The 23361-nt window shown below is 72.0% G+C and carries 25 protein-coding genes and 3 tRNA genes; 6 read left to right on the top strand and 22 right to left on the bottom strand.

Annotated elements, in window-relative coordinates:
- Positions 1 to 36: 36 nt before the first annotated feature.
- The 5 genes from ACWGE1_RS28115 to ACWGE1_RS28095 form a co-directional block, all read right to left on the bottom strand.
- The gene (locus tag ACWGE1_RS28115) at positions 37 to 465 is read right to left on the bottom strand and encodes a MaoC family dehydratase (RefSeq protein ID WP_453423261.1); all 429 of its coding nucleotides are present in this window, start codon (positions 463 to 465) and stop codon (positions 37 to 39) included.
- A gap of 1 nt (position 466) precedes the next feature.
- The gene (locus tag ACWGE1_RS28110; protein WP_453423260.1) at positions 467 to 919 is read right to left on the bottom strand and encodes an FAS1-like dehydratase domain-containing protein; all 453 of its coding nucleotides are present in this window, start codon (positions 917 to 919) and stop codon (positions 467 to 469) included.
- A 167-nt stretch (positions 920 to 1086) separates the two neighbouring features.
- On the bottom strand, positions 1087 to 1251 hold the full coding sequence (gene rpmG / locus ACWGE1_RS28105; protein ID WP_003956487.1) for a 50S ribosomal protein L33: 165 nt from the start codon (positions 1249 to 1251) through the stop codon (positions 1087 to 1089).
- Positions 1252 to 1339: 88 nt separating this feature from the next.
- Positions 1340 to 1412, bottom strand: a tRNA-Met gene (locus ACWGE1_RS28100).
- Between the two features lie 48 nt (positions 1413 to 1460).
- Positions 1461 to 1533: transfer RNA gene (locus ACWGE1_RS28095), tRNA-Thr, on the bottom strand.
- A gap of 355 nt (positions 1534 to 1888) precedes the next feature.
- Between ACWGE1_RS28095 and ACWGE1_RS28090 the strand changes: the two genes are divergently transcribed.
- Positions 1889 to 3163, top strand: a complete 1275-nt coding sequence (locus tag ACWGE1_RS28090) for an amidohydrolase family protein (RefSeq protein ID WP_453423259.1) — start codon at positions 1889 to 1891, stop codon at positions 3161 to 3163.
- Positions 3164 to 3216: 53 nt separating this feature from the next.
- Positions 3217 to 3873 (top strand): SDR family oxidoreductase, encoded by a 657-nt coding sequence (locus tag ACWGE1_RS28085; RefSeq protein ID WP_453423258.1) that lies wholly within the window; start codon positions 3217 to 3219, stop codon positions 3871 to 3873.
- Positions 3874 to 3957: 84 nt separating this feature from the next.
- On the opposite strand, the gene ACWGE1_RS28080 is transcribed toward ACWGE1_RS28085, so the two are convergent.
- The 4 genes from ACWGE1_RS28080 to ACWGE1_RS28065 all read right to left on the bottom strand — a co-directional run bounded on the left by ACWGE1_RS28080 (position 3958) and on the right by ACWGE1_RS28065 (position 6365).
- A complete protein-coding gene (locus tag ACWGE1_RS28080) occupies positions 3958 to 4398 on the bottom strand; it encodes a DUF3574 domain-containing protein (protein WP_453423257.1) in 441 nt (146 codons plus the stop codon).
- A gap of 41 nt (positions 4399 to 4439) precedes the next feature.
- Positions 4440 to 4775, bottom strand: a complete 336-nt coding sequence (locus ACWGE1_RS28075) for a hypothetical protein (protein ID WP_453423256.1) — start codon at positions 4773 to 4775, stop codon at positions 4440 to 4442.
- A 273-nt stretch (positions 4776 to 5048) separates the two neighbouring features.
- Positions 5049 to 6011 (bottom strand): hypothetical protein, encoded by a 963-nt coding sequence (locus ACWGE1_RS28070; RefSeq protein ID WP_453423255.1) that lies wholly within the window; start codon positions 6009 to 6011, stop codon positions 5049 to 5051.
- Between the two features lie 272 nt (positions 6012 to 6283).
- Positions 6284 to 6365 (bottom strand) — tRNA-Tyr (locus ACWGE1_RS28065).
- 200 nt (positions 6366 to 6565) lie between these two features.
- Here ACWGE1_RS28065 and ACWGE1_RS28060 point away from each other — a divergent pair.
- From ACWGE1_RS28060 to ACWGE1_RS28050, 3 genes are all read left to right on the top strand, one after another.
- Entirely contained in the window at positions 6566 to 7054 is a 489-nt protein-coding gene (locus tag ACWGE1_RS28060; RefSeq protein ID WP_030009008.1) for a YajQ family cyclic di-GMP-binding protein, read from the top strand.
- 194 nt (positions 7055 to 7248) lie between these two features.
- Complete coding sequence (locus ACWGE1_RS28055) at positions 7249 to 8676, top strand: SulP family inorganic anion transporter (RefSeq protein WP_453423254.1); 1428 nt, start codon at positions 7249 to 7251, stop codon at positions 8674 to 8676.
- A gap of 18 nt (positions 8677 to 8694) precedes the next feature.
- Positions 8695 to 9930 carry an APC family permease gene (locus ACWGE1_RS28050; protein ID WP_453423253.1) on the top strand — a complete coding sequence of 412 codons (1236 nt, stop codon included), beginning with the start codon at positions 8695 to 8697 and terminating at the stop codon, positions 9928 to 9930.
- On the opposite strand, the gene ACWGE1_RS28045 is transcribed toward ACWGE1_RS28050, so the two are convergent.
- From ACWGE1_RS28045 to ACWGE1_RS27985, 13 genes are all read right to left on the bottom strand, one after another.
- On the bottom strand, positions 9914 to 10447 hold the full coding sequence (locus ACWGE1_RS28045) for an SMI1/KNR4 family protein (protein WP_453423252.1): 534 nt from the start codon (positions 10445 to 10447) through the stop codon (positions 9914 to 9916). The genes ACWGE1_RS28050 and ACWGE1_RS28045 overlap by 17 nt on opposite strands.
- 121 nt (positions 10448 to 10568) lie before the next feature.
- A complete protein-coding gene (locus tag ACWGE1_RS28040) occupies positions 10569 to 10961 on the bottom strand; it encodes a YccF domain-containing protein (RefSeq protein WP_189733420.1) in 393 nt (130 codons plus the stop codon).
- A complete protein-coding gene (gene htpX / locus ACWGE1_RS28035; RefSeq protein ID WP_453423263.1) occupies positions 10958 to 11821 on the bottom strand; it encodes a zinc metalloprotease HtpX in 864 nt (287 codons plus the stop codon). The genes ACWGE1_RS28040 and htpX overlap by 4 nt, the downstream gene beginning before the upstream one ends.
- A 201-nt stretch (positions 11822 to 12022) precedes the next feature.
- A complete protein-coding gene (locus ACWGE1_RS28030) occupies positions 12023 to 13546 on the bottom strand; it encodes an NADH-quinone oxidoreductase subunit N (RefSeq protein WP_453423251.1) in 1524 nt (507 codons plus the stop codon).
- Positions 13543 to 15096 (bottom strand): complex I subunit 4 family protein, encoded by a 1554-nt coding sequence (locus tag ACWGE1_RS28025; RefSeq protein ID WP_453423262.1) that lies wholly within the window; start codon positions 15094 to 15096, stop codon positions 13543 to 13545. The genes ACWGE1_RS28030 and ACWGE1_RS28025 overlap by 4 nt, the downstream gene beginning before the upstream one ends.
- A 38-nt stretch (positions 15097 to 15134) precedes the next feature.
- The gene (locus ACWGE1_RS28020) at positions 15135 to 17150 is read right to left on the bottom strand and encodes an NADH-quinone oxidoreductase subunit 5 family protein (protein WP_453423250.1); all 2016 of its coding nucleotides are present in this window, start codon (positions 17148 to 17150) and stop codon (positions 15135 to 15137) included.
- Positions 17147 to 17494, bottom strand: coding sequence for an NADH-quinone oxidoreductase subunit NuoK (gene nuoK / locus ACWGE1_RS28015; protein WP_030012576.1), 348 nt, complete (start codon positions 17492 to 17494; stop codon positions 17147 to 17149). The genes ACWGE1_RS28020 and nuoK overlap by 4 nt, the downstream gene beginning before the upstream one ends.
- A complete protein-coding gene (locus ACWGE1_RS28010; RefSeq protein WP_453423249.1) occupies positions 17494 to 18081 on the bottom strand; it encodes an NADH-quinone oxidoreductase subunit J family protein in 588 nt (195 codons plus the stop codon). Before ACWGE1_RS28010 ends, nuoK begins: the two co-directional genes overlap by 1 nt.
- Positions 18078 to 18683 (bottom strand): NuoI/complex I 23 kDa subunit family protein, encoded by a 606-nt coding sequence (locus ACWGE1_RS28005; RefSeq protein ID WP_453423248.1) that lies wholly within the window; start codon positions 18681 to 18683, stop codon positions 18078 to 18080. The genes ACWGE1_RS28010 and ACWGE1_RS28005 overlap by 4 nt, the downstream gene beginning before the upstream one ends.
- Positions 18683 to 19651, bottom strand: coding sequence for a complex I subunit 1/NuoH family protein (locus ACWGE1_RS28000; protein WP_453423247.1), 969 nt, complete (start codon positions 19649 to 19651; stop codon positions 18683 to 18685). Before ACWGE1_RS28000 ends, ACWGE1_RS28005 begins: the two co-directional genes overlap by 1 nt.
- Positions 19648 to 20976, bottom strand: coding sequence for an NADH-quinone oxidoreductase subunit C (locus ACWGE1_RS27995; protein WP_453423246.1), 1329 nt, complete (start codon positions 20974 to 20976; stop codon positions 19648 to 19650). Before ACWGE1_RS27995 ends, ACWGE1_RS28000 begins: the two co-directional genes overlap by 4 nt.
- On the bottom strand, positions 20973 to 21614 hold the full coding sequence (locus ACWGE1_RS27990) for an NADH-quinone oxidoreductase subunit B (protein WP_453423245.1): 642 nt from the start codon (positions 21612 to 21614) through the stop codon (positions 20973 to 20975). Before ACWGE1_RS27990 ends, ACWGE1_RS27995 begins: the two co-directional genes overlap by 4 nt.
- Positions 21605 to 22012 (bottom strand): NADH-quinone oxidoreductase subunit A, encoded by a 408-nt coding sequence (locus ACWGE1_RS27985; RefSeq protein ID WP_453423244.1) that lies wholly within the window; start codon positions 22010 to 22012, stop codon positions 21605 to 21607. The genes ACWGE1_RS27990 and ACWGE1_RS27985 overlap by 10 nt, the downstream gene beginning before the upstream one ends.
- 147 nt (positions 22013 to 22159) lie before the next feature.
- Between ACWGE1_RS27985 and ACWGE1_RS27980 the strand changes: the two genes are divergently transcribed.
- The gene (locus tag ACWGE1_RS27980) at positions 22160 to 23344 is read left to right on the top strand and encodes a sensor histidine kinase (RefSeq protein WP_453423243.1); all 1185 of its coding nucleotides are present in this window, start codon (positions 22160 to 22162) and stop codon (positions 23342 to 23344) included.
- Positions 23345 to 23361: the final 17 nt, after the last annotated feature.

Below are 23361 nucleotides of genomic sequence, written 5' to 3'. Positions count from 1 at the left end.
GACCGGCCCCCGCCCTCCGCTCGCCCACCTGTCGCTTCAGGCGAGTTCGACCACCGCGCGGGACATGCCCAGGACCTTCTGGCCCTCGCTCGTGGCCGTGAGGTCGACCCGGACCCGGTTGTCGTCCAGCTTCGCGGCCACCTTCGCGGTGACCTCGATCAGGCCGCCCCGGTCGTCGTTCGGGACCACGACCGGCCGGGTGAAGCGCACGCCGTACTCGACCACCGCACCCGGGTCGCCGACCCAGTCGGTGACCACGCGGATCGCCTCGGCCATGGTGAACATGCCGTGCGCGATCACGTCCGGCAGCCCGACCTCCTTGGCGAACTTCTCGTTCCAGTGGATCGGATTGAAGTCTCCCGAGGCGCCCGCGTACTGGACGAGCGTGGCGCGCGTCACGGGGTAGGACGCCGCCGGCAGCTCGGTGCCGACCTCGACGTCCGCGTACTGGATCTGCGCTGCCATGTCAGGCCTCCTCGGGGGCGCGGGAGACGAGCTTCGTCCACGCCGTCACCACGTGCTCGCCGGTCTCGTCGTGGACCTCGCCGCGGATGTCGATGACGTCATTGCCCGCGAGCGACTTCACGGACTCGATGGTGGAGACCACCGAGAGCCGGTCACCCGCGCGCACCGGGCGGGAGTACGCGAACTTCTGGTCACCGTGCACGACGCGGCTGTAGTCCAGCCCGAGCTGCGGGTCCTCGACGACCTGGCCGGCCGCCTTGAAAGTGATCGCAAACACAAAAGTCGGCGGAGCGATCACATCGGGGTAGCCGTGCGACTTCGCGGCTTCGGGATCGGTGTAGACGGGATTGGTGTCACCCACCGCAACCGCGAATTCGCGGATCTTCTCCCGGCCGACCTCGTACGGATCGGTGGGCGGGTAGCTCCGCCCCACGAAGGACTGGTCGAGAGCCATGACTCACTACCTCCTGATGAACGGACACGAATGACGCAAGAACTGGCGAAAGAACAGGAACTACTGGAAGAACAGAGACAGCAACAGGTACGGAAACGACACAAGGCCGCCCCCCAATGAAGGGGACGACCTCATGACGGTGCCTGTTAAAAGAGACTTCGCTGGGGTCAGCGGGTCTCGCGGTGCGCGGTGTGCGAGTTGCAGCGCGGGCAGTGCTTCTTCATCTCAAGACGGTCCGGGTTGTTACGCCGGTTCTTCTTGGTGATGTAGTTCCGCTCCTTGCACTCCACGCAGGCCAGCGTGATCTTCGGGCGGACGTCGGTGGCAGCCACGTGAGTGCTCCTTGACGGACTATGGGACGGATGAACGCATAAAAGAGTAGCCGATCGGGAGACCGACCCCGCAATCGGCTACTGTGTGTAGCGGCGACCGGACTTGAACCGGTGACACAGCGATTATGAGCCGCTTGCTCTACCGACTGAGCTACGCCGCTTTGATGTGATCAGCTCCCCACCCGAGGGTGGGGAACCTCTCTCACCAGAGCCCCAATGCGGAATCGAACCGCAGACCTTCTCCTTACCATGGAGACGCTCTACCGACTGAGCTATTGGGGCGAGCGATGAAGACATTACACGGTTGCCCGCCGATCGCCCAAATCCTTTGCGGGGACAGGGCTCCGAGGGGGTTCGCGAGCCCTTCTCGATCAACCCTCGGATCACTCCAGCCCCATTTTTCGGGCAGATTGTGGGCGGGGTCACACTCCGGCGGCGGCGGATCGGAGCCACCGGGCCGCCGGGGCTCACCCGCGGGCGCCCCGGCGCACGGGCACCACACCGGTACGACTATTGCGCTCTTCCGTGAAGCGGGGTGCGCCGCGCCCTAGGCTCTGAGCACGCTGCGTGATCTTGGGCCGCGGGCGACGGCCACGGCCACGGCTCCAGGAACCGCCCGAGCCACCGCAGGAGCGCGATGTCCGACAGCCCGCCGCAGCAGCCGTTCCAATCGCCCCGCAGCGGTAACGGCAACGGCAACGCGGCCGCAGCCGAGACCACCACTCTGCTGCTCGCCGGGGCCCGTCTCACCGACGGCCGTACCGTCGACGTCCGCCTCGGCGGCGGCCGGATCCAGGCCGTCGGCACCACGGGCAGCCTCACCGCCCCCGCGCTGTCCCGGGTGGACCTGACCGGCTACCTGCTGCTCCCCGCCCCCGCCGAGCCGCACGCCCACGGGGACACCGCGCTGACCGCCGACGGCGAGGGGCCCGTCTCCTACACGCCCGACGAGGTCCAGCGCCGGGCCACCGAGGCCGCCCTCCTGCAGCTCGGCCACGGCGCCACCGCGGTCCGCTCCCACGTCCGGATCGGCGACATGCACGGCCTCGGCCCCATGGAAGCCGTGCTCCAGGCCCGCCGCTCCCTGCGCGGGCTCGCCGACCTCACCGCCGTCGCCGTCCCGCGGCTGCTGACCGGGGTGGCCGGCGCGGACGGGCTCGCCATGCTGCGGGACGCGGTCAAGATGGGCGCCTCCGTGATCGGCGGCTGCCCGGATCTGGACCCGGACCCGACGGGCTTCCTCGAAGCCGTTCTGGAACTCGCGGCCGAGCACGGCTGCCCCGTCGACCTGCACACGGACGGTGACGATCCGGCCCGCCTCTCCCGGCTCGCGGCGATGGCCGGCGGGCTGCGCCCCGGGGTGACCATCGGCCCCTGCGGGGGCCTGTCCCGGCTCCCGCTGGACGCGGCGGCCCGCGCCGCGGACCAGCTGGCCGCGGCCGGCGTACGGGTGACCTGCCTGCCCCAGGGCGACTGCGCGGCCCTGGAACGCCGCGGCCTGCGCACGGCGCCCGTACGGCTGCTGCGGGCGGCCGGGGTGCGCGTCGCGGCCGGCAGCGGGGCGCTGCGGGACGCCGGCAACCCGGTCGGCCGAGGGGACCCGCTGGAGGCCGCGTACCTGCTGGCCTCCCAGGGCGGGCTCCGGGCGGGCGATGCCTACGACTCCGTCAGCGCCTGCGCCCGCGAGGCCATGGGCCTGCCGGAGGTCCGGGTGGAGGCCGGTTTCCCGGCGGAGCTGCTCGCCGTGCGCGGGGACCGGATCGCGGGCGTGCTGTCCCTCGCCTACAGCCGGATCGTGATCCACCGCGGGCGGGTGGTAGCCCGTACGAGTGCCGTACGGGAGTACTGCGACTCCGCCGTCGCCGTGGCTCTGGACCTGCCCCGGCAGGGCCGTACGGAGCCGGGGCCCTGAACCCCGCCGTTCGTTCGCGGGCGTGGGCGCCCGGCTCGTCGTACGGTCGGGTCATGCGCATCGTCATCGCGGGTGGACACGGTCAGATCGCGCTGCGGCTGGAGCGCCTGCTCGCCGCGGGCGGGTACGAGGTCGCGGGCATCATCCGCGACCCGGCACAGGGCGACGACCTGAGGCAGGCGGGCGCCGAGCCGGTGCTCTGCGATCTGGAGTCGGCCTCGGTGGAGCATGTGGCGGGGATCCTGCAGGGCGCGGACGTGGCGGTGTTCGCCGCCGGGGCGGGCCCCGGCAGCGGGATCGGACGGAAGGACACCGTGGACCGCGGAGCGGCCGTGCTCTTCGCCGACGCCGCCGAACGGGCCCGCGTACGGCGCTTCCTGATGGTCTCTTCGATGGGCGCGGACGCGCACCACGGGGGCGACGAGGTCTTCGACGCGTATCTGCGGGCCAAGGGCGAGGCCGACGACCACGTACGGACCCGGCTGGGCCTGGAGTGGACCGTGCTGCGCCCGGGTTCGCTGATCGACGACGCGGGGACGGGCCTGGTCCGTCTGGAGGCGCAGACGGGCCGTGGGGCCGTCCCGCGCGACGACGTGGCGGCGGTGCTGGCCGAGCTGATCGAGACCCCGGCGACGGCGGGCCTGACCCTGGAGCTGGTCTCCGGTTCGACGCCGGTCCAGGTGGCCGTGAAGGACGTGGCGGGCAACTGACGCCGCGGCCCCGGCCGTCACACGGTCCGGCCGTCACACGGTCCGCGTGGTCCGGCCGTCCGCGTGGCCCGGCCGGCCGGCGGTTCAGAACCCGGCGCTGACCTTGTCGTCGGACCGGCCGACGGAATCCTGCTGGTACCGGTCCTCGTACGTCTGCCGGATCCGCTCGATGCGCGTGCTGCGCTCGTCGGCCTCCTTCTCCGGGTAGAGCAGGACCACTTCGTACGAGGTCTCGCGGACGATCTTGCCGTCCTGGCCGCGCCACTGGCCGTACCCGTCGTGGAGGGTCAGCCCCTCGGGGAAGGCGGGGGTGATCTCCCGGTCCAGGAACCGCATGAACTCGCGTTCCCCGACCGGGTCTGTGCCGTCGGCCCTCTGGGATCCGAAGTACAACCGGGTCTCCTGGTAGGGCTCCCCCACGTTCGTGTGGAGGGCCGCTCCCACCAGAGCCGGGATCCCTGCGCCGAGCAGGGCCACGAGCACCCCGCCGCCGACCTTCCCGCGCGTGTCAGATGTCCATTTCACCCCCGGTGAACGAACCGGGGCCGCCGACGTTGCGGCCGTGGTCAGTACGTCAGGCGCCGCTGCCACCAGGGATCACCCGGGTCGGCGTACGGATCGTTGAGGGTGCGGGCGAGGAAGCGCTCGTCGAGCGGTGCGATCACGGCGCGCAACTCGCGCCGGGCCCGGGGCGGGAGGAGGACGCAGACCGTCTCCAGTTTCCTGCGGCAGTGGTTCACCCGGTCGCAGCAACCGTGGTCGTCGTCGGTCTCCAGGTAGATGATCCACGGTCCCCGCCGGTACGCGGTCCTGCGCCAGTGCCACAGGGCGCGGTACGTCTCACCGGGCGTGTACCGGCGGTGCTCGACGCGGGCGATCGCGGCGAGCGTGGTGGCGGACACCCGTGGGACGACGGCACGGCCGTGCGGCCGGGGCCTTGGGGGCGTTCGGGTCGGCAGGTCCATCCTGACCTGCGAAGGTGCCTTACGCGGCATGGGCCTTTCGGCTGCTGGTGCTGATCACGCGGCCAGCATGCCGCAGCCGCACCTGCCCCGCACAACGATTTTCGCGCACGGCGCCGCGGCGACGCCGGGAAGCCCGCCCGTCCGTGGTCGCGGGCGGGACGGGCTTCCGGTCGGTGCTGTGGTGCGCGGGTGCGGCTACCGGTGGACGACCTACCAGTAGATGACTACGTAGCCGTCGCCGCCGTCCTTGCCGCGGGAGCCGGAGTTGCCGATGGCCCGGTTGGTGCCGCCGCCCCGGCCGCCGTCGCCGCCCACGGCCGTGCCGTCCGGGAGCTGGACGATGCCGTCCGCGGTGCCGCCGCCGGTGCCGTCGGGGTTGCCGGGGTCACCGGCGTGGTTGATGCCGCCCGAGGAGCACGATCCGCTGCCGCCCAGGCCGGGCGTGCCGGGCTCGCCGGGACCGCGGTCCGCGGCGCCGCCGCCCCCGCCACCGCCGCCACCGGTGGCGGTGAGGAGGACCCTGTTGCTCTCCGCCACGGTCAGGGACGTGGTGCTGCCCGCGGTGCCGGCGGTGCCGTTGGCACCCGGTGCGCCGCCGAGGCCGTTGGCGCCTCCGGTGCCGACGTCCACGCCGTAGTCCGCCAGCGGGGTGACCGGGATGACGCACCAGGTGAAGCCGCCGCCACCGCCGCCACCGCCGTGGCCACCGGTGTTGCGTGCGGCTGCCGCGGCGTCCGCGTCCGCGGCGCCGTCGACTCCACCGGCCGGGTTGTTCGGGTTGTTCGGGTTGCCGCCGCCACCGTTGTTGTTGCGCGCGGACCCGCCACCGCCGCCGCCACCACCTCCGGCGCCCCATGCCTGGACGAACACGGAGGTGACGCCCGGCGGCGGGGTGAAGGTGTTGTCCGAGGTGAACTGCCTCAGGCCGTGGATGACCAGGGGCGAGTGCTTCTTGTGCTTGTCGTGCTTGTCGTACTCCGAGAGGCCGTGCTTCTTGCCCTCGACGGGCTTCGCGTTCTGGTGGCCCGTCGGCTTGGGCCCGTCCGCGGATGCGGCCGGAGCCACCGCGATCAGCTGGCCGGTGAGGGCCGCGGCTGCGGCGATGGAGGCGAGCAGAACCCGGGAACGCCCCCGGGGCCGTTGAATCGTCGCCGTCTGATGGTTCAGGTTCATGGCTTCCTTACCCGCCGGCGCCGAGAGCGGCCGCGGGATGCGATGGGAGGGGTGCGTGCGTCACGCGCCGCCCATCCGACCCGGCCGCGGCCTGGCCGTGGCGCTGGCAGGGCCGGGGCTGTGGCCCAGTCAGGTGAGTAGTTCATCTGACCGGAGCAATTCCTGGAGGACCGCGCCCCTCGCACTCGCCCCGCATCCGTGCCGCGGTCGGCCGGGTACGAAAGAACCCCCGCTCACTGTGATTCCACAGATGAACGGGGGTTCCACTCGCGTGGCGGCGCCAGGGTTCGAACCTGGGTAGGCTGAGCCGGCAGATTTACAGTCTGCTCCCTTTGGCCACTCGGGCACACCGCCAAGATTTGCTGCCATTTTTTCCGCCTTGCGGCGGCGCTCCCTGGCAACGACGTAAACGATACCTGATGACCGGGGGTGCTTCACCACCGAATTGATCAGCACTGCGGGTGTGCGCGGTGGCTAGGCTTTGCCGAGCGGGCCGGGGATGTCCCGCCGCGCCCTCCGGGGTGATCACCACCGACTTCAAGGAGCCACAGCACATGGCCGACTCCAGTTTCGACATCGTCTCGAAGGTCGAGCGGCAGGAGGTCGACAACGCCCTCAACCAGGCCGCCAAGGAGCTCTCGCAGCGCTACGACTTCAAGGGCACCGGCGCCACGATCGCCTGGTCCGGCGAGAAGATCCTGATGGAGGCGAACTCCGAGGAGCGCGTGAAGGCCGTCCTCGACGTCTTCGAGACCAAGCTGGTCAAGCGCGGGATCTCGCTGAAGGCGCTGGACGCCGGGGAGCCGCAGCTGTCCGGCAAGGAGTACAAGATCTTCGCCACGATCGAGGAGGGCATCTCCCAGGAGAACGCCAAGAAGGTCGCGAAGATCATCCGGGACGAGGGTCCCAAGGGCGTCAAGGCCCAGGTCCAGGGCGAGGAGCTGCGTGTCAGCTCGAAGAGCCGTGACGACCTCCAGGAGGTCCAGGCGCTGCTCAAGGGCAAGGACCTGGACTTCGCGATCCAGTTCGTGAACTACCGCTGACCCTGTTGCGCGATCTGCCTCACGCCGGCCCGGCGGTCTTCACCGACCGCCGGGCCGCGGCGGTTGCGAGGGGGGTGTGTGCGGGGCGTGTGCGGCGCACGCGCCACTGCGGGCCTCTGTGGGCACTTGGGTGGCGATGAGTGCGCCCAGCACGCTGGGTGGCATCACATCACCGCGTGGCAGGGGGTTCTCGCATGCCTGGGGCCGGCACGTTCCGTGATGACTTCGGGGCATCCGTCGTCGTCGCGCTGGTCGCACTACCCCTGTGCGTGGGGGTGGCGGTCGCCTCCGGGGTGCCGGCCGAGCTGGGAATCGTCACCGGGGTGGTCGGCGGGCTGGTCACCGGCTGGTTCCGCGGGAGCGCCCTGCAGGTGAGCGGGCCCGCGGCCGGGCTCACCGTGCTCGTCTACGAGGCGGTGCAGGTCTACGGTCTCCCCGCGCTCGGAGTGCTGGTGCTGGCCGCCGGGGTGGTGCAGCTGGGAATGGGGCTGCTGCGGCTCGGGCGGTGGTTCCGGGCGATCTCCGTAGCCGTCGTGCACGGGATGCTGGCCGGGATCGGGCTGGTGCTGATCTCCGGGCAGCTGTACGCGCTGGGCGGTGTGGAGGCTCCGGGACAGACCCTCGCGAAGCTGAGCGGGGTGCACGAACTCGGCGCTCAGGCGGACTTGGCCGCCGTGCTGCTCGGGGTCGGGACCATCGCCGCCATGGTCGCCTGGCGCCGGGTCCCCGCCAGGCTGCGGGTCGTGCCCGGGGCGCTCGTCGGGGTGGCCGCGGCCACCGCCGCGGCCGTCCTGCTGCGGCTGCCCGTCGAGAAGGTGCGGGTCACGGGGGTGCTGGCGGCCGTGTCCCCGCCCGCCTGGGGCGACTTCGGGGTGCTGGCCTCGGTCGGCGCGGCCGGGACCGTGGTCGCGCTGGCCCTGATCGCCTCCGCCGAGACGCTGTTCAGCGCGGCCGCCGTGGACCGCATGCACGACGGGCCGAGGACGGAGTACGACAAGGAGCTCATCGCCCAGGGCGTGGGCAACAGCGTGTGCGGGCTGCTCGGCGCGCTGCCGATGACCGCGGTCATCGTGCGCAGCGCCGCCAACGTGGAGGCCGGGGCGCGCACCCGCGCGGCCAGGGTGATGCACGGCGGCTGGCTGCTGCTCTTCGCCGTGGCGTTCCCCCAGGTGCTGGAGAGCGTGCCGCTGGCCGCACTGGCCGGGGTACTGCTGCACGCGGGCTGGAAGCTGCTGCCGGCCAGGGCGGTGGCCGCGCTGTGGCGGACGCACCGGGGCGAGGCGGTGGTGCTGGTGGTCACGGCTTCGGCGATCGTGGTCACCAATCTCTTCGAGGGCGTGCTGATCGGGCTGGGGCTGGCCGTGGCCAAGGCCGCCTGGGAGACCTCCCACGTGCACATCGAGGAGGTGTGGAAGGGCGAGGAGCTGTGCGTGCAGGTCATGGGGAACGCCAGCTTCCTGAGGCTTCCCAAGCTGCTCGACGCCCTGGACGCGCTGCCGCACGGGCAGCCGGTGCGGCTGGACCTGAGCGGGCTGCGCCACCTGGACCACGCCTGTCTGACCGCGCTGGAGGGGTGGGAGCGCACGCGGACGCCGCTTCCCGGCCGGGAGGGCGTCATCTAGCGGGGTTACCCTCCGCCCGTGGAAGAAGAGTTGAGACGCACCCTGGGGGTGTCCGACGCGGTGGTCGTCGGGCTCGGCGCGATGGTGGGCGCCGGGATCTTCGCCGCCCTCGCACCCGCGGCGCGGGCGGCCGGGGGCGCCTTGTTGGCCGCTCTGGCCGTGGCGGCTCTCGTGGCCTACTGCAACGCGCACTCCTCGGCGCGGCTGGCCGCCCGGTATCCGGCCTCCGGCGGCACGTACGTCTACGGGCGCGAGCGGCTCGGGCCCTTCTGGGGGTATCTGGCCGGCTGGGGCTTCGTGATCGGCAAGACCGCTTCCTGTGCGGCGATGGCCCTGACGGTCGGGGCGTACCTCTGGCCCGGGCAGCAGCATGCCGTGGCCGTCGCGGCGGTGGTGGCGCTGACCGCCGCGAGCTACGGCGGCGTGCAGAAGTCGGCCCGCATCACCCGGCTGATCGTGGTGGCGGTGCTGGCGGTCCTGGCCGGGGTGGTCGTGGTGTGCCTGTCCTCCGGGGCGGCCGACCCGCAGCGGCTGGGCGGGCCGGGGCGGGGCGCCTACGGGCTGTTGCAGGGCGCCGGTCTGCTGTTCTTCGCCTTCGCGGGCTATGCCCGGATCACCACCCTGGGCGAGGAGGTGCGCGATCCGGAGCGGACGATCCCGCGGGCGGTTCCGCTGGCGCTGGGGATCGCGCTGCTGGTGTACGCCGCCGTGGCGGTGGCGGCGCTGTCGGTGCTCGGCGCCGAGGGGCTGGCGCGCTCGGCGGCCCCCCTCGCCGACGCGGTCCGGGCGGCCGGCCGGCCCGAACTGGCCCCGGTGGTCCGGGTGGGCGCGGCCCTGGCCGCGCTGGGCTCGCTGCTGGCGCTCGTGCTCGGGGTTTCGCGGACCGCCCTGGCGATGGCCCGCGACGGCCATCTGCCGCGCACGCTGGCGGCCGTACACCCCCGGCATCAGGTGCCGCACCATGCCGAGCTGGCAGTGGGTGCGGTCGTGGCGGTACTGGCGGCCACCGCCGATCTGCGGGGCGCGATCGGTTTCTCCTCCTTCGGAGTGCTGGTCTACTACGCGATCGCGAACGTCTCTGCGTGGACTCTCGATTCAGCTGTCAAGGGTCGGGCCGTGGCGGCGGTCGGGCTGTCCGGCTGTGTGGTGCTGGCGTGTGCGCTGCCCCTGGCGGCGGTGGCCTGGGGGGCGGCGGTGCTGGTGGTGGGCGTACTGGCCCATGGGGTGCGGGGGCGGCTCAGATCCGGGATCTGAATCCGTCCCAGGGTGTCGGCTCCAGGTCGTACTCCTCCCCCGCCGGCGACTCGTCGCAGTACCAGGCAGTGCCGTCGAGCCAGCCGCGCAGCCAGCCGGCCAGGCTCGGGGCGTCGATGTACCAGGCGAGCTCGGGCTCGCCCGGGGTCGGGTCGAACAGCAGGACCTGGGCGGTGTCGGACCGGCAGTCCACGCAGGCGTCCAGTCCGCAGCCGAAGTCGGCCACGGGCAGTACCCCTTCGGGCCAGCGCCACCCGGAGGATCTCCGCTCCTCGTACGCGAGGACGGCCTGACGCAGCGGCAGCAGCCCCTGACCTGGGCCGAATCCGCCGTCGCCGACGCGTATGTGGAGCGAGGCGAGCAGGGGCGGCAGGGCGAAGCCGAGTATGGCTTCGGCGCGGGTGATCTCCCCTGCGTCCAGCGGCCCCGGCAGGGACCTGCCGTGCCGCTCGTACCTGCGTGCGGAGTTGCGCACGCGGTCCGTGACTTGCTCCAGCAACTGCTCGGTCTCGTTCATGCCTTCATGGTGACGCACCCCACCGACAGCCGCCCGGGCCTGTGGACAACTCCGCCCGCAGGCCGATCCGGTCGGCTTGCGGGCGGGGTGTGCATCGGCGTCCACGACGCCGGCGACCGTGTCAGCGCGAGGCGAACGGCGCGTCCGTGGGGACGATCTCGCGGCCCAGCGGGAGCAGGGAGAGCGGGACCATCTTGAAGTTGGCGATGCCGAAGGGGATGCCGATGATCGTGACGCAGAGGGCGATGCCCGTGACGATGTGGCCGAGGGCCAGCCACCAGCCGGCCAGGACCAGCCACAGGACGTTGCCGATGCAGGACGGGGCGCCGGCGTCGTGGCGCTCGACCGTGGTGTAGCCGAACGGCCAGAGGGCGTAGACGGCGATGCGGAAGGCGGCGATGCCGAACGGGATACCGATGATCGTGATGCAGAGCAGCACGCCCGCGAGGAGGTACCCCAGGAACAGCCAGATGCCGCTGAGGATGAGCCAAATGATGTTGAGGATTGTCTTCACTGGCGGCGGCCTGCCATCTGTTCGAGCCGGGCGATTCGCTCGGCCATCGGAGGGTGTGTGGAGAACATCTTAGAAAGGCCCTGACCTGGGCGGAACGGGTTGGCGATCATCATGTGGCCCGCCGCCTCCAACCGGGGCTCGGGGGGCAGTGGGAGCTGTTTGGTACCGGCGTCGAGCTTGCGCAGGGCACTGGCCAGGGCGAGTGGGTCCCCGGTGAGCTGGGCGCCGGAGGCGTCGGCCTCGTACTCGCGCGAGCGGCTGATGGCCAGCTGGATCACGGAGGCGGCCAGCGGACCCAGGATCATGATCAGCAGCATGCCGAGGAGGCCGGGGCCCTCGTCGTCGTTCGACCGACCGATCGGGATCAGCCAGGCGAAGTTCACCAGGAACATGATCACCGAGGCGAGGGCGCCGGCGACCGAGGAGATCAGGATGTCGCGGTTGTAGACGTGGCTGAGCTCGTGGCCGATGACCCCGCGCAGCTCTCGCTCGTCGAGGATCCGCAGGATCCCCTCGGTGCAGCAGACCGCGGCGTTGCGCGGGTTGCGGCCGGTGGCGAAGGCGTTGGGGGCCTCGGTGGGCGAGATGTACAGGCGTGGCATGGGCTGGCGCGCGGACGTGGAGAGCTCGCGCACCATGCGGTAGAGCTGGGGAGCCTCGAACTCGCTCACGGGGCGGGCGCGCATCGCGCGTAGAGCCAGCTTGTCGCTGTTCCAGTACGCGTAGGCGTTCGTCCCGAGGGCGACGAGGACGGCGATGATCAGGCCGCCCCGTCCGAAGAAGCTTCCGATGAGGATGATGAGTGCGGACAGCCCGCCGAGGAGTACGGCGGTCTTCAGCCCGTTGTGCCGGCGGTGCACGGTACGCCCTCCAAGTGGTGCGGCAGGGGAGCCCGTCATGGATGTGAGGGTCTACGGTCCAGTGGACCCTCCCTTCCTGGTCAACGCGAGGTGAGGGCGTCTGGTTCCCAGGGCACGGCGGGGCGGCCGCCCACCGCGGCCCCTTTCCGGGGGGCGGCGGGGCCGCGGCGCGCACTGCTCCGTACGGGTGGCACGCGCCGGTTATTGCGCGAAGAGGCTGCCCGACGCGACGCGCAGGACCAGCTGCGGGGCGCCCGAGAGGACGACCGCCGTGATCGCGGTGAGGACGATGGCCGCCGTCACCGGCCAGGGGGCCCGCGTACGGGTCTGCGCGCCCTCGGGGACGCGGAAGAGCAGCGCCGTCCAGCGCAGGTAGTAGTACAGGGCGATGACGACGTTGACCGCCATGACCACGGCCAGCCATCCCAGGCCCGCGTCGACCGCGGACCGGAAGACGGTGACCTTGGCGAAGAGCCCGATGATGCCCGGGGGCAGGCCCGCCAGGCAGAGCAGGAAGAAGGCCAGCGAGAGGGCGGCCGCCGGGCGCTCGGCGTACAGGCCGCGGTAGTCGCTGATCCGGTGGAGCGGCTTCGTACGGGCGACCAGGGCGGCCACGGCGAAGGCGCCGAGGTTCACGGCGGCGTACATGAGGGCGTAGGCGAGGGTGGAGCCGACCTGGTCGCGCTCCGAGTACGCGGCCGCGGCGATCGGGACCAGCAGGTAGCCGGCCTGTCCGACCGAGGACCAGGCGAGCAGCCGTACAGCGCTGTTCGGGCGGTCGGGGGACTGGCGGACGGCGGCGGCGTTGCCCAGGGTCATGGTGAGCGCGGCGAGGACGGCCAGGGCCGGGCCCCAGATGTCGGAGTACGCCGGGAAGGCGATCACCGTGACGAGGATGAGGCCGGTGAAGCCGACGGCCTTGCCGATCACCGAGAGGTAGCCGGCGATGGGCAGCGGGGCCCCGACGTAGGTGTCGGGGACCCAGAAGTGGAAGGGGACGGCCGCGGTCTTGAAGGCGAAGCCGACGAGGGTGAGCGCGACGCCGGCCATGGCCAGGGTGTCGAGCTGCCCGGGGACGTCTTCGAGGCGGTCGGCGACCTGGGTGAGGTGCAGGGAGCCGGTGGCGGCGTAGACGAAGCTGACGCCCATCAGCGACACGGCGGTGGCGGTGACCGAGGACAGGAAGAACTTGAGGGCGGCCTCGGAGGAGAGCCGGTCGCCGCGGCGCATGCCGACGAGGGCGAAGGCGGGCAGCGAGGCGACCTCGAGCGCGACGATCAGGGTGGCGAGGTCGCGGGAGGCGGGCAGCAGGGCCGCGCCGGCTGCGGAGGAGAGCAGCAGGAACCAGTACTCGCCGGTCGGCATGCGCGTGTCGCGGACGGCGGTGACCGACACCAGGGCGGTGACCAGGGCGCCGGCCAGCACCAGGAACTGGACGACGAGCGTGAACCGGTCGGCGACGTAGCTGCAGGCGTCCGGGGCGCCGGTGAGGCAGAAGGTGGCACGGTCACCGGCGCGCAGGGGCAGCAGGGCGGCGGTCGCGGCGGCCAGGCCGGCCACCGAGATCCAGCCGAGGAGCGGCTTGCGGCGCTCGGGGACGAAGAGGTCGGCCACGAGGACGACCAGGCCGACGGCGGCGGTGATCACCACGGGTGCGATGGCGAGCCAGTCGACGGACTGGACCAGGCTGGGGGTCTCGGCGGCGAGGACCGTCAGGGCCGTCATGAATTGCCTCCTGCGAGGAGCTTCTGGACGGCCGGGTCGGTGAGGCCGAGGAGGACCGCGGGCCACAGGCCGGCGAGGACGGTGAGGGCGACGAGCGGGGTCCAGGCGGCGAACTCGTAGCGCTGGATGTCCGCGACGGCGAGCTCGGGACCGGCGTGGGGGTCTCCCATGCAGACGCGCCGTACGACGATCAGCAGGTAGGCGGCGGTGAGCAGGGTGCCGAACGCGCCGACGGCCGTGTACGTGAGGAACGCGGGGCGGGAGAGGCCCTGCGCGGGGTCGAAGGCCCCGAAGAGGGCCAGCATCTCGCCCCAGAAGCCGGCCAGGCCCGGGAGGCCCAGGGAGGCGACGGCGGCGAAGGCGAGGAACGCGCCGAAGCGGGGGGCGCGGCCGTAGAGGGCGGCGCCGGTGGCTCCGGCGAGGGTGTCGAGGTCGGCGGTGCCGTAGCGGTCCTTGAGGGCGCCGACCAGGAAGAAGAGGAGGCCGGTGATCAGGCCGTGGGCGATGTTGGCGAAGAGCGCGCCGTTGACGCCGGTGGGGGTCATGCTCGCGATGCCGAGGAGGACGAAGCCCATGTGGCCGACGGAGGAGTAGGCGATGAGGCGCTTGAGGTCGCCCTTGTTGCCCTTGCGGGCCAGCGCGAGGCAGGCGAGCGATCCGTAGACGATGCCGACGGCGGCGAAGGCGCCCAGGTAGGGGGCGAAGGTGGCCATGCCGTCGGGGGTGATGGGGAGCAGGATGCGGACGAACCCGTAGGTGCCCATCTTGAGCAGGACACCGGCCAGCAGGACCGATCCGACGGTGGGCGCGGCGGTGTGGGCGTCCGGCAGCCAGCTGTGCAGCGGCCACATCGGGGTCTTCACGGCGAGGCCGATGCCGATGGAGAGAACGGCCAGGAGCTGGGTGGTGTGGGACAGTTCGCGGCCATTGTCAGAGGCGAGTGCCACCATGTCGAAAGTGCCGCTGTCCAGGCCGATCAGCAGCAGGCCGAGCAGCATGACGACGGAGCCGAGGAGCGTGTAGAGGATGAACTTCCAGGCGGCGGCCTGCCGCTGAGCACCGCCCCAGCGGGCGATGAGGAAGTACATCGGGATGAGGACCATCTCGAAGGCGAGGAAGAAGAGCAGCAGGTCGAGGACGGCGAAGGTCGCGAGGGTGCCGGACTCCAGGACGAGGAGCAGCGCGACGAAGGCCTTCGGGGAGGGGCCCTCGGGCAGCTTGAAGTAGCTGTAGAGCGCGCAGAGGAAGAACAGCAGCGCGGTCATCAGGAGCAGGGGGAGCGAAATGCCGTCGACACCGAGGTGGATCCGGACGTCGAGCGCCGGGATCCAGCTGATGTCCGTCGTCGCCTGGAAGCGGGACGGGGCGTCGTGGTCGAAGCCCAGGGCGAGGGCGATCGCCCCGGCGAGGATCACGCCGGTGACGGTCACGCCGTGGCGGAGCACGGCCTGCTCGGGGCTCTTGCCCTTGAGGCCGGGCGGGGCCGGCAGGAGGGCCGCGGCAGCGCCGAGGAGCGGTGCGGCCACGATGAACGCCAGAAGGAACTGCATCACGGACGGGCTGATATCAATCACGGCTGACTCACGGCTCACGATCCGGCGTTGACGTTGGCGAGGACGGCGGTGGCGATCGCCAGGACCACGGCGCCGGCGAGCAGGGCGCTCAAGTAGCTCTGCACGTTGCCGGTCTGGGCGCGGCGCACGAGGCTGCCGAGCAGCTGGGTGCCGGTGCCCGCGCCGCGGACGTACGTGTCCACGACCTCGCGGTCGAGGAAGCGGACGAGGCTCGCCGCGGCCCGGACGGGCCGGACGAAGAGCCGGTCGTAGACGGCGTCGAGGTGGAAGCCGTCGGCCGCGTGCCGGTGCAGGGGGCCGAGGAGCGCCTTGCCGGGGTCGGCGGCGGGGCCGGCCGGGAGGGCGGGGTGGTCGTGGGTCACCTCGGCCACCTCGGGGGCCTCCGCGGCGGATTCGGCCGCGGCAGCGGCGACGGAGGCGGGCGCTCCGGCTCCGGTGCCGCCCGCGGTCGCGAGGGCGGCCTGCGCCGAGGCGCGCTGCCAGAGGGCGTAGGTGAGCATCGCGCCGAGGACCGCGGCGCCCGTGCCGAGGACCGAGGTGACCACGGTCGGGGTGAGCTCCCCGCCGTCGAACCAGTCGGCGAGGGGCTGCGCCGCCAGGCCGAAGCCGACCGACGGGATCGCCAGCAGCCACAGCACGCCGGTCATGGCGAGGGGTTCCTTGCCGTGGTCGGGGGCGGCTGCGCCCCGGCCGCGGAAGGCCATCAGCCACAGCCGGGTGGCGTAGGCGGCGGTGAGCAGCGCGGTCAGCAGACCGGCGACCAGCACCAGCCAGCCGGCGGCGCTGGGGGCGAATTCCGAGTGGCCGGTCGCGGTGTGCTCGGCGGCGACGAGGACGGCTTCCTTGGAGAAGAAGCCGGCGAAGGGCGGGATCGCGGCGAGCGCGAGCAGCGCGATCGTCATCGTCCAGAAGGCGTCGGGGATGCGCTTGGCCAGTCCGTCCATCCGGGACATGACGCCCAGGGAGTTCGTACCGGCGGCGTGGATGATCACGCCGGCGCCGAGGAAGAGGAGCGCCTTGAAGGCGCCGTGTGACAGGAGGTGGAAGACGGCGGCGCCGCGGTCACCGACGGCCAGGGCTCCGACCATGTAGCCGAGCTGGCCGATCGTGGAGTAGGCGAGCACCCGCTTGATGTCGTCCTGGGCGAGGGCGGCGAGGCCGGAGCCGACCATCGTGACGGCCGCCATCACCGCCATGACCACCAGCGCGGCGCTGGAGGCCGCGAAGACGGGAAGGAGACGGGCGATGAAGTAGACACCTGCGGCGACCATCGTCGCGGCGTGGATCAGCGCCGAGACCGGGGTGGGGCCCGCCATGGCGTCGGGGAGCCAGGTGTGCAGGGGGAACTGCGCGGACTTGCCCGCGACTCCGGCGAGCAGGAGCAGCGCGATCAGCGTCGGGTGGTCGAGTCCGCCCGCGGCGACGGTGCCCAGGATCTTCGTGATCTGGAAGGAGCCGGCGTCGGTGGCGAGCGCGAACAGGCCGATCAGGAAGGGGACGTCGCCGAGCTTGGTGACGAGGAATGCCTTCAGGGAGGCGGAGCGGGCCGCTTCGGTCTCCCAGTAGTGGCCGACCAGGAAGTACGAGCAGATGCCCATGACCTCCCAGCCGACCAGCAGCACCATCAGGTCGCCGGAGTAGACGACGAGCAGCATGGCGGAGGTGAAGAGTGAGACGAGAGCGGCGTACGAGGGGTAGCGCGGGTCCTCACGGAGGTACGCCGTCGAGTAGACCTGTACGCAGGTGGCGACCACCCCGACCAGGACGGCGACCAGCGCGGCGAAGCCGTCGATGTAGAGCGAGAGGTCGATCGGCACCGAGCCGGTCGGGGTCAGCTCGGTCGCGGTGCTGATCGCCGGGCCGCCGCCCTGGCGGACGGCGACGAGTACGGCCAGTACGGCGGCGGCGAGGGTCGGCAGGATCGCCAGCGGCCGGACGAAGCCGGGGGCGGTGCGGCCGAGCAGCAGTCCCGCCACCGCGCCCAGGAAGGGGAGCAGCGGGACGAGGACGGCGAGGGTCGTGGTGCTCACGCGGTGACCTCGCTCTGGTTGTTCGGGGCGGGCTCGTGGCCCTCGGCGGTGTCGCGCAGCCGGTCGACGTCGGAGGTGCCCCGGTTGCGGTACACCATCAGCACGATCGCGAGGCCGATGCCGATCTCGGCGGCGGCGATCGCGATGGTGAAGAGGGTGAGGGCCTGGCCGGCGTGCAGGGCGTCCCGCAGCCAGACGTCGAAGGCCACCAGGTTGAGGTTGACGGCGTTGAGCATCAGCTCGACGGACATCAGGACCAGGATGGCGTTGCGGCGGGCGAGTACTCCGTACAGGCCCGTGCAGAAGAGCAGCGCCGCGAGCACGGCGGGGTAGGCGAGGTGCATCAGCGCTGCCCCTTGTCGCTGGCGTCGGTGGATTCGTTCCTGCGGGACAGCACGATGGCGCCGATCAGGGCCGCGAGGAGGAGGACGGAGAGCGCCTCGAAGGGCAGCACCCAGTGCTGGAAGAGGATCTCGCCGGAGACCTTCGTCGAGCCCTGGACCGGTCCGTCGAGGTCGATCCAGGTGGTGCGGAAGGCGTCGACGACCACCCAGATCAGCGACACGGCCGCGACGACGGCGACACCGAGCGCGATCCAGCGGTTGCCGGAGTCCGCGTCCGGGGAGCGGCCGATGGGGGCCTTGGTGAGCATCAGTCCGAAGAGGAGGAGGACGACCACGGAACCGAGGTAGATGAGGACCTGGACCCAGGCGATGAACTCGGCGGTCAGCAGCAGGTACTCGACGGCGATGCCGCCGAGCGCGACGACCAGCCACAGGGCGGCGTGCACCAGCTGCTTGGTGGTGACCGTGACGAGGGCGGCGCCGAAGGTGGCGAGCCCGACGAGGACGAAGGCGATCTCGACGCCGGTCGGGGAGAGGAAGCCGGGCCCGGTGGTGGCGGCTGCGGCCAGGGTGGCGGCGGGGCTCACGCGTCTGACTCCGGGGTCGGGGTGGTCGGCGGTTCGGTCTCGGCCGCCCGGGCGGCGGCTTCGGCGGCTGCCGCCGCGGCGGCTGCTGCTTCGGCCTTCTCCACTGCCTTGCGGGCGGCGGCGATCTCCTTGGGCTCCTCGGCGGCCGGGTCCAGCGCGGGCGGCGCCGGGACGGTCCACATCCACTCGCGGAGCTTGTCGCGCTCGTGGGTCAGCTCGTGGATGTCGGTCTCCGCGTACTCGAACTCCGGCGACCAGAAGAGCGCGTCGAAGGGGCACACCTCGATGCAGATGCCGCAGTACATGCAGAGGGAGAAGTCGATGGCGAAGCGGTCGAGGACGTTGCGGCTGCGCTCGCGGCCACCCGGGGTGGACGCCGGCACCGTCTCCTTGTGGGAGTCGATGTAGATGCACCAGTCGGGGCACTCACGGGCGCAGAGCATGCAGACCGTGCAGTTCTCCTCGAACAGTCCGATGACCCCGCGGGAACGGGGCGGGAGTTCGGGCTGGACCTCGGGGTACTGGGCCGTGTGCGAGCGCTTCGTCATCGTGCGCAGGGTGACGGCCAGGCCCTTGGCCAGGCCGGATCCGGGGATGGGCATTACTGGATCGCCACCTTCACGATGCCGGTGAGCGCGATCTGGGCGAGCGCGAGCGGGATGAGTGTGGTCCAGGCGAGCTTCTGGAGCTGGTCCTCGCGCAGGCGCGGGTAGCTCACGCGGAGCCAGATCACGACGAAGGCGAGGATCGCGGTCTTGAGCAGGGTCCAGACCCAGCCGAGGCCCTCGGCGCCGAAGGGGCCGTGCCAGCCGCCGAGGAAGAGGACGGTGGTGAGGAAGCAGAGGACGACGATGCCGGCGTACTCGGCGAGCAGGAACAGCGCGAAGCGCAGGCCGGTGTACTCGGTGTACGCGCCGAAGATGATCTCGGAGTCGGCGACGGGCATGTCGAAGGGGGGCCGCTGCAGTTCGGCGAGGCCGGCGGTGAAGAAGACGAGCGCGCCGACGATCTGCCAGGGCAGCCACCACCACTGGAAGGCCTCGACGATGCCGGGGAGGGAGACAGTACCGGCGGCCATGGCGACGGAGGCGGCCGCGAGCAGCATGGGGAGCTCGTAGGCGAGCAGCTGGGCGGCCGTGCGCAGGCCGCCGAGCAGGGAGAACTTGTTCGCGGAGGCCCAGCCGGCCATCAGGGAGCCGAGGACTCCGACGCCCATGACGGCGAGCACGAAGAACAGGCCGGCGTCGATGACCTGGCCGACGGCGCCCTCGCCGGGGCCGATCGGGATGGCCAGGAGGACGAGGAGGTACGGGAGCAGGGCGACGGCGGGGGCGAGCTGGAAGATCCGGCGGTCGGCGCCCGCCGGGACGATGTCTTCCTTCTGCGCGAACTTCACGCCGTCGGCGACGAGCTGGGCCCAGCCGTGGAAGCCGCCGGCGTACATGGGGCCGAGGCGGCCCTGCATGTGGGCCATCACCTTGTGCTCGGTCTGCCCGACGACGAGCGGGAGCACGAGGAAGACGGCGAAGACGACGATCAGCCGCAGGGCGACGTCGAGGACGTCGTTCACGCGTCGCCTCCGGTGTCGGTGGTGGGGTCGGTGGTGGGGCGGGGACCGTCGCCCGTGGCGGGCCCGGCCTTCGGAGCGGGCCCGGCCTTCGGGGCGGACTTGGGTTCCGGCTCGGGTCCGGGCTCCGGCTCTGCCTTCGGCGCGGCTTCGGGTGCTCCCTCGGGGGCCGCCTCCGGAGCCGGCCCGGGGGCCGGTTCTTCGAAGGCGGGCTTCGGGTCGTGCCAGGGGGCGTCCGAGCTGCGGGGTGCGGGGCGGCGCGGCGGGGCCGCTGCCTCCCCGGCCTCCGGTGCGGCCGGGGCCGGGGTCCGGCTCACGGAGCCGTCGGCCGCCGAGCGGGTGCGGCGCGGTGCGGCGGCGGCATCCGGTGCGGTGGGTTCCGTACCCGGAGCGGCTGCATCCGGAGCCGGGGTCTGGCTCACGGAGCCGTCGGCGACGGAACGGGTACGGCGGGGCGGGCGCGGCGGAGCCTCCGCAGCCGCCCCGGTCGGTGCATCCGCCGGGGCCGACTGGCTGGCCGAGCCCTCCGACACCGAGCGGGTACGCCGCGGCGGGCGCGGCGCGGACTCCGCGGACTCGACGGCCGCCGGGTTCGCCTCGGTGGCTGCGTCGGCGGGGGCCTGGGTGGCCGAGCCCTCGCTGACCGAGCGGGTACGGCGGACCGGGGCGCCCTCGCGCGGGGTGCGCGCGGCGGCGCCCGCCGCGCCGGCTGCGCGCGCGGTACGGGCCGGGCGGGCGGGGGCCGGCGGCAGCTGACCCTTCATCGGGCCCCAGTCGTTGGGGTCCGGAACGCCCGGCGGGAGCATCTGGCGGCGCTTGGGCGCGTCCGGATCGTGCGCCTCGCCCGGCTCCTTGGCGCCGGGCCAGGCCTTGGCGACGCGCGCCGCGAGCACGAAGTCCTTGCGCAGCGGGTGGCCCTCGAAGTTCTCCGGGAGCAGCAGGTGAACGAGGTGCGGGTGGTCGGTGAAGACGACCCCGAACATCTCGAAGGTCTCGCGCTCGTGCCATTCCGCCCCCGCGTACACGGCGACCGCGGACGGCAGGGAGGGGGCGCCGTGCGGGACGGTCGTGCGCAGCAGCAGACGGCGCACCCGGTGGTTCTCCAGGGAGACGACGTGCGCGCAGATCCGGAAGCCGGTGCCGGGCTCGTCCACCGCGCTCAGCCAGTCGAAGTACGTGCAGCCGAGCTTGTCCCGGGCGATTTCGAGGGCGGAGATCCAGCTGCCGACGGGCACGTCCACCGTGAGGACGTCGTACGAGAACTCGGCGAGGGCCTCGGCCCCGAAGACCGTCGGCGCCGCGTCGGGCAGGGAGTCGTAGAGGTTCATGCGCCCGCCCCCTGCGCGGATGCCCCGGCCCCGGAACCGGAACCGGGCGCGGGCGCGGGCGGGGGCGTGACCAGGCCGCTCGTCAGCTGGGACACGGACGGCCCGTCCGCGTACCGCTCCGCCAGCGACTCGCGGGCGATCTTCTCCTGCAGCTTGAGAATGCCCTGGAGCAGGGCCTCCGGACGCGGCGGGCAGCCCGGCACGTAGACGTCGACCGGGATGATCTGGTCGACGCCCTTCGTCACCGAGTACGAGTCCCAGTAGGGGCCGCCGCAGTTGGAGCAGGCGCCGAAGGAGATGACGTACTTCGGCTCCGGCATCTGCTCGTAGAGACGCTTCACGGCCGGGGCCATCTTGTCCGTGACGGTGCCCGAGACGATCATGAGGTCCGCCTGGCGGGGGCCGGGCGCGAAGGGGATCACACCGAGCCGGATGAAGTCGTGCCGGGCCATGGACGCGGCGATGAACTCGATCGCGCAGCAGGCGAGGCCGAAGTTGAAGACCCACAGGCTGTAGCGGCGGCCCCAGTTCAGGACCACCTTCATCGGTTCCGGGGCCAGGCGGGAGAGGACTCCGAGGCGCTTGGGCTCCGGGAGCAGCACGCCCTCGGTCGGCGTCACAGCCGGTGTCACGTCCATTCGAGGACGCCCTTCTTGTACGCATAGAGCAGGCCGACGGCCAGGAAGCCCAGGAAGATGAACATCTCCACGAGCGTCGTGGCGCCGTAACCGGCGGCGGCGAACACCGTCGCCCACGGGAACAGGAAGATCGAGTCGACGGCGAAGATGACGTAGAGGAATGCGTAGACGTAGTAGCGGACCTGGGTGTGCGCCCAGCCCTCGCCGACCGGGTCCACACCGCATTCGTACGTCAGCAGCTTCTCGGGGGTCGGGACGGAGGGCCGCAGCAGGCGGCCCGCGCCGAAGGCGACGGCCACGAAGAGCACGCCGAGGGCGGCCAGCAGACCGACGACCGAATAACTCCGGAAGTAGTCCGCCGCGAGCACGGTTACGGTCGATACCGTTGGTTCGGGCACGTCCGTTCCTCGCTCCTCGGTCACTGTCGACGATCTGGTACGGACGGGAGTCTAGGGCCTGCCTCACACAGGGTGGGGTTATCCCCCGTTCACAGCACCCCGGTCACCCCATGGCATCAGCGGGTCGCACTTGACAGGCTGTGCCGCATGACCCTGAGCAGTGCCATCCCCGACAACGATCGCCCTCCCCCGGTACGCGCCGCCTTCGGCGCCGTGACGTGGAAGGAGATCGCGTATCTGCTGAGCAACCTGCCGCTGGCGGTCGTCGGTTTTGTTTACGCGGTTGTCATGGTTTCCACCGCAGGCGGCCTTTTCGTGACTGCGGTCGGAATTCCCCTGCTCGCGTACGGTCTGTATTTGTCTCGGCAATTGGGACGGCTGGACCGGGCACGCGCCCGCAGGCTGCTGGGCGTACGGGTGGACGAGCCGACCCCGATCCCCGGCCCGAAGCGGTCCGGCGGATTCTTCCCCTGGCTGTGGACGAGCATCAAGGACCCCGTCGGCTGGCGGACCGTGCTGTACCAGCTGATCCGGCTGCCGTGGGGCACGCTCACCTTCACGGTAGCGCTGACCGGCCTGTTCGTGTTGTGGCCGGTGATGCCGTACCTGGCACGGCTGATGGCCAACGTGGACCGGGCGATGGTACGGGGGCTGCTGTCGCCCTCCGACGACCTGGAGCGGCGGATCGCGGAGCTGGAATCCGACCGGGGCGTGGTGGTCGACACCGCGGCGGCCGACCTGCGGCGCATCGAGCGGGACCTGCACGACGGTGCGCAGGCCCGGCTGGTGTCGCTGGCGATGGGGCTCGGGCTGGCGAAGGAGAAGCTGCTGGAGGACCCGGAGGTCGCGGCGGCGATGGTCGACGAGGCGCACGGGGAAGTGAAGCTGGCCCTCCAGGAGCTGCGGGACCTCGCGCGCGGGATCCACCCGGCGGTGCTGACGGACCGGGGACTGGACGCGGCGCTGTCGTCGGTGGCGGCGCGGTGCGTGGTGCCGGTGAAGGTGGCGGTGGATCTGCCCCCGGAGCGGCCGGCGGAGGCGATCGAGGGGATCGCGTACTTCGTGGTGTCCGAGCTGCTGCAGAACGTGAGCAAGCACGCGGGGCCGGGGGCACGGGGCGCGAGCGTGGAGGTGTGGCGGGCCGGGTCCCGGCTGATGATCCGGGTGTCGGACGACGGGCAGGGCGGAGCGAGTGCCTCCGGCGGGAGTGGGCTGGCGGGGCTGACGGAGCGGCTGGACGCCGTGGACGGGGTGCTGGTCGTGGACTCGCCCGCCGGGGCGGGGACCGTGGTCACGGCGGAGCTGCCGTGGCGCGGGCGCGGGCTCGGCTGACACCGGCCCTGCCGGTG

The sequence above is a fragment of the Streptomyces sp. NPDC054932 genome, assembly GCF_053610205.1.
The sequence above is the reverse complement of the archived record's forward strand: the minus strand, read 5'-3'. Positions and strand labels throughout refer to the sequence as shown.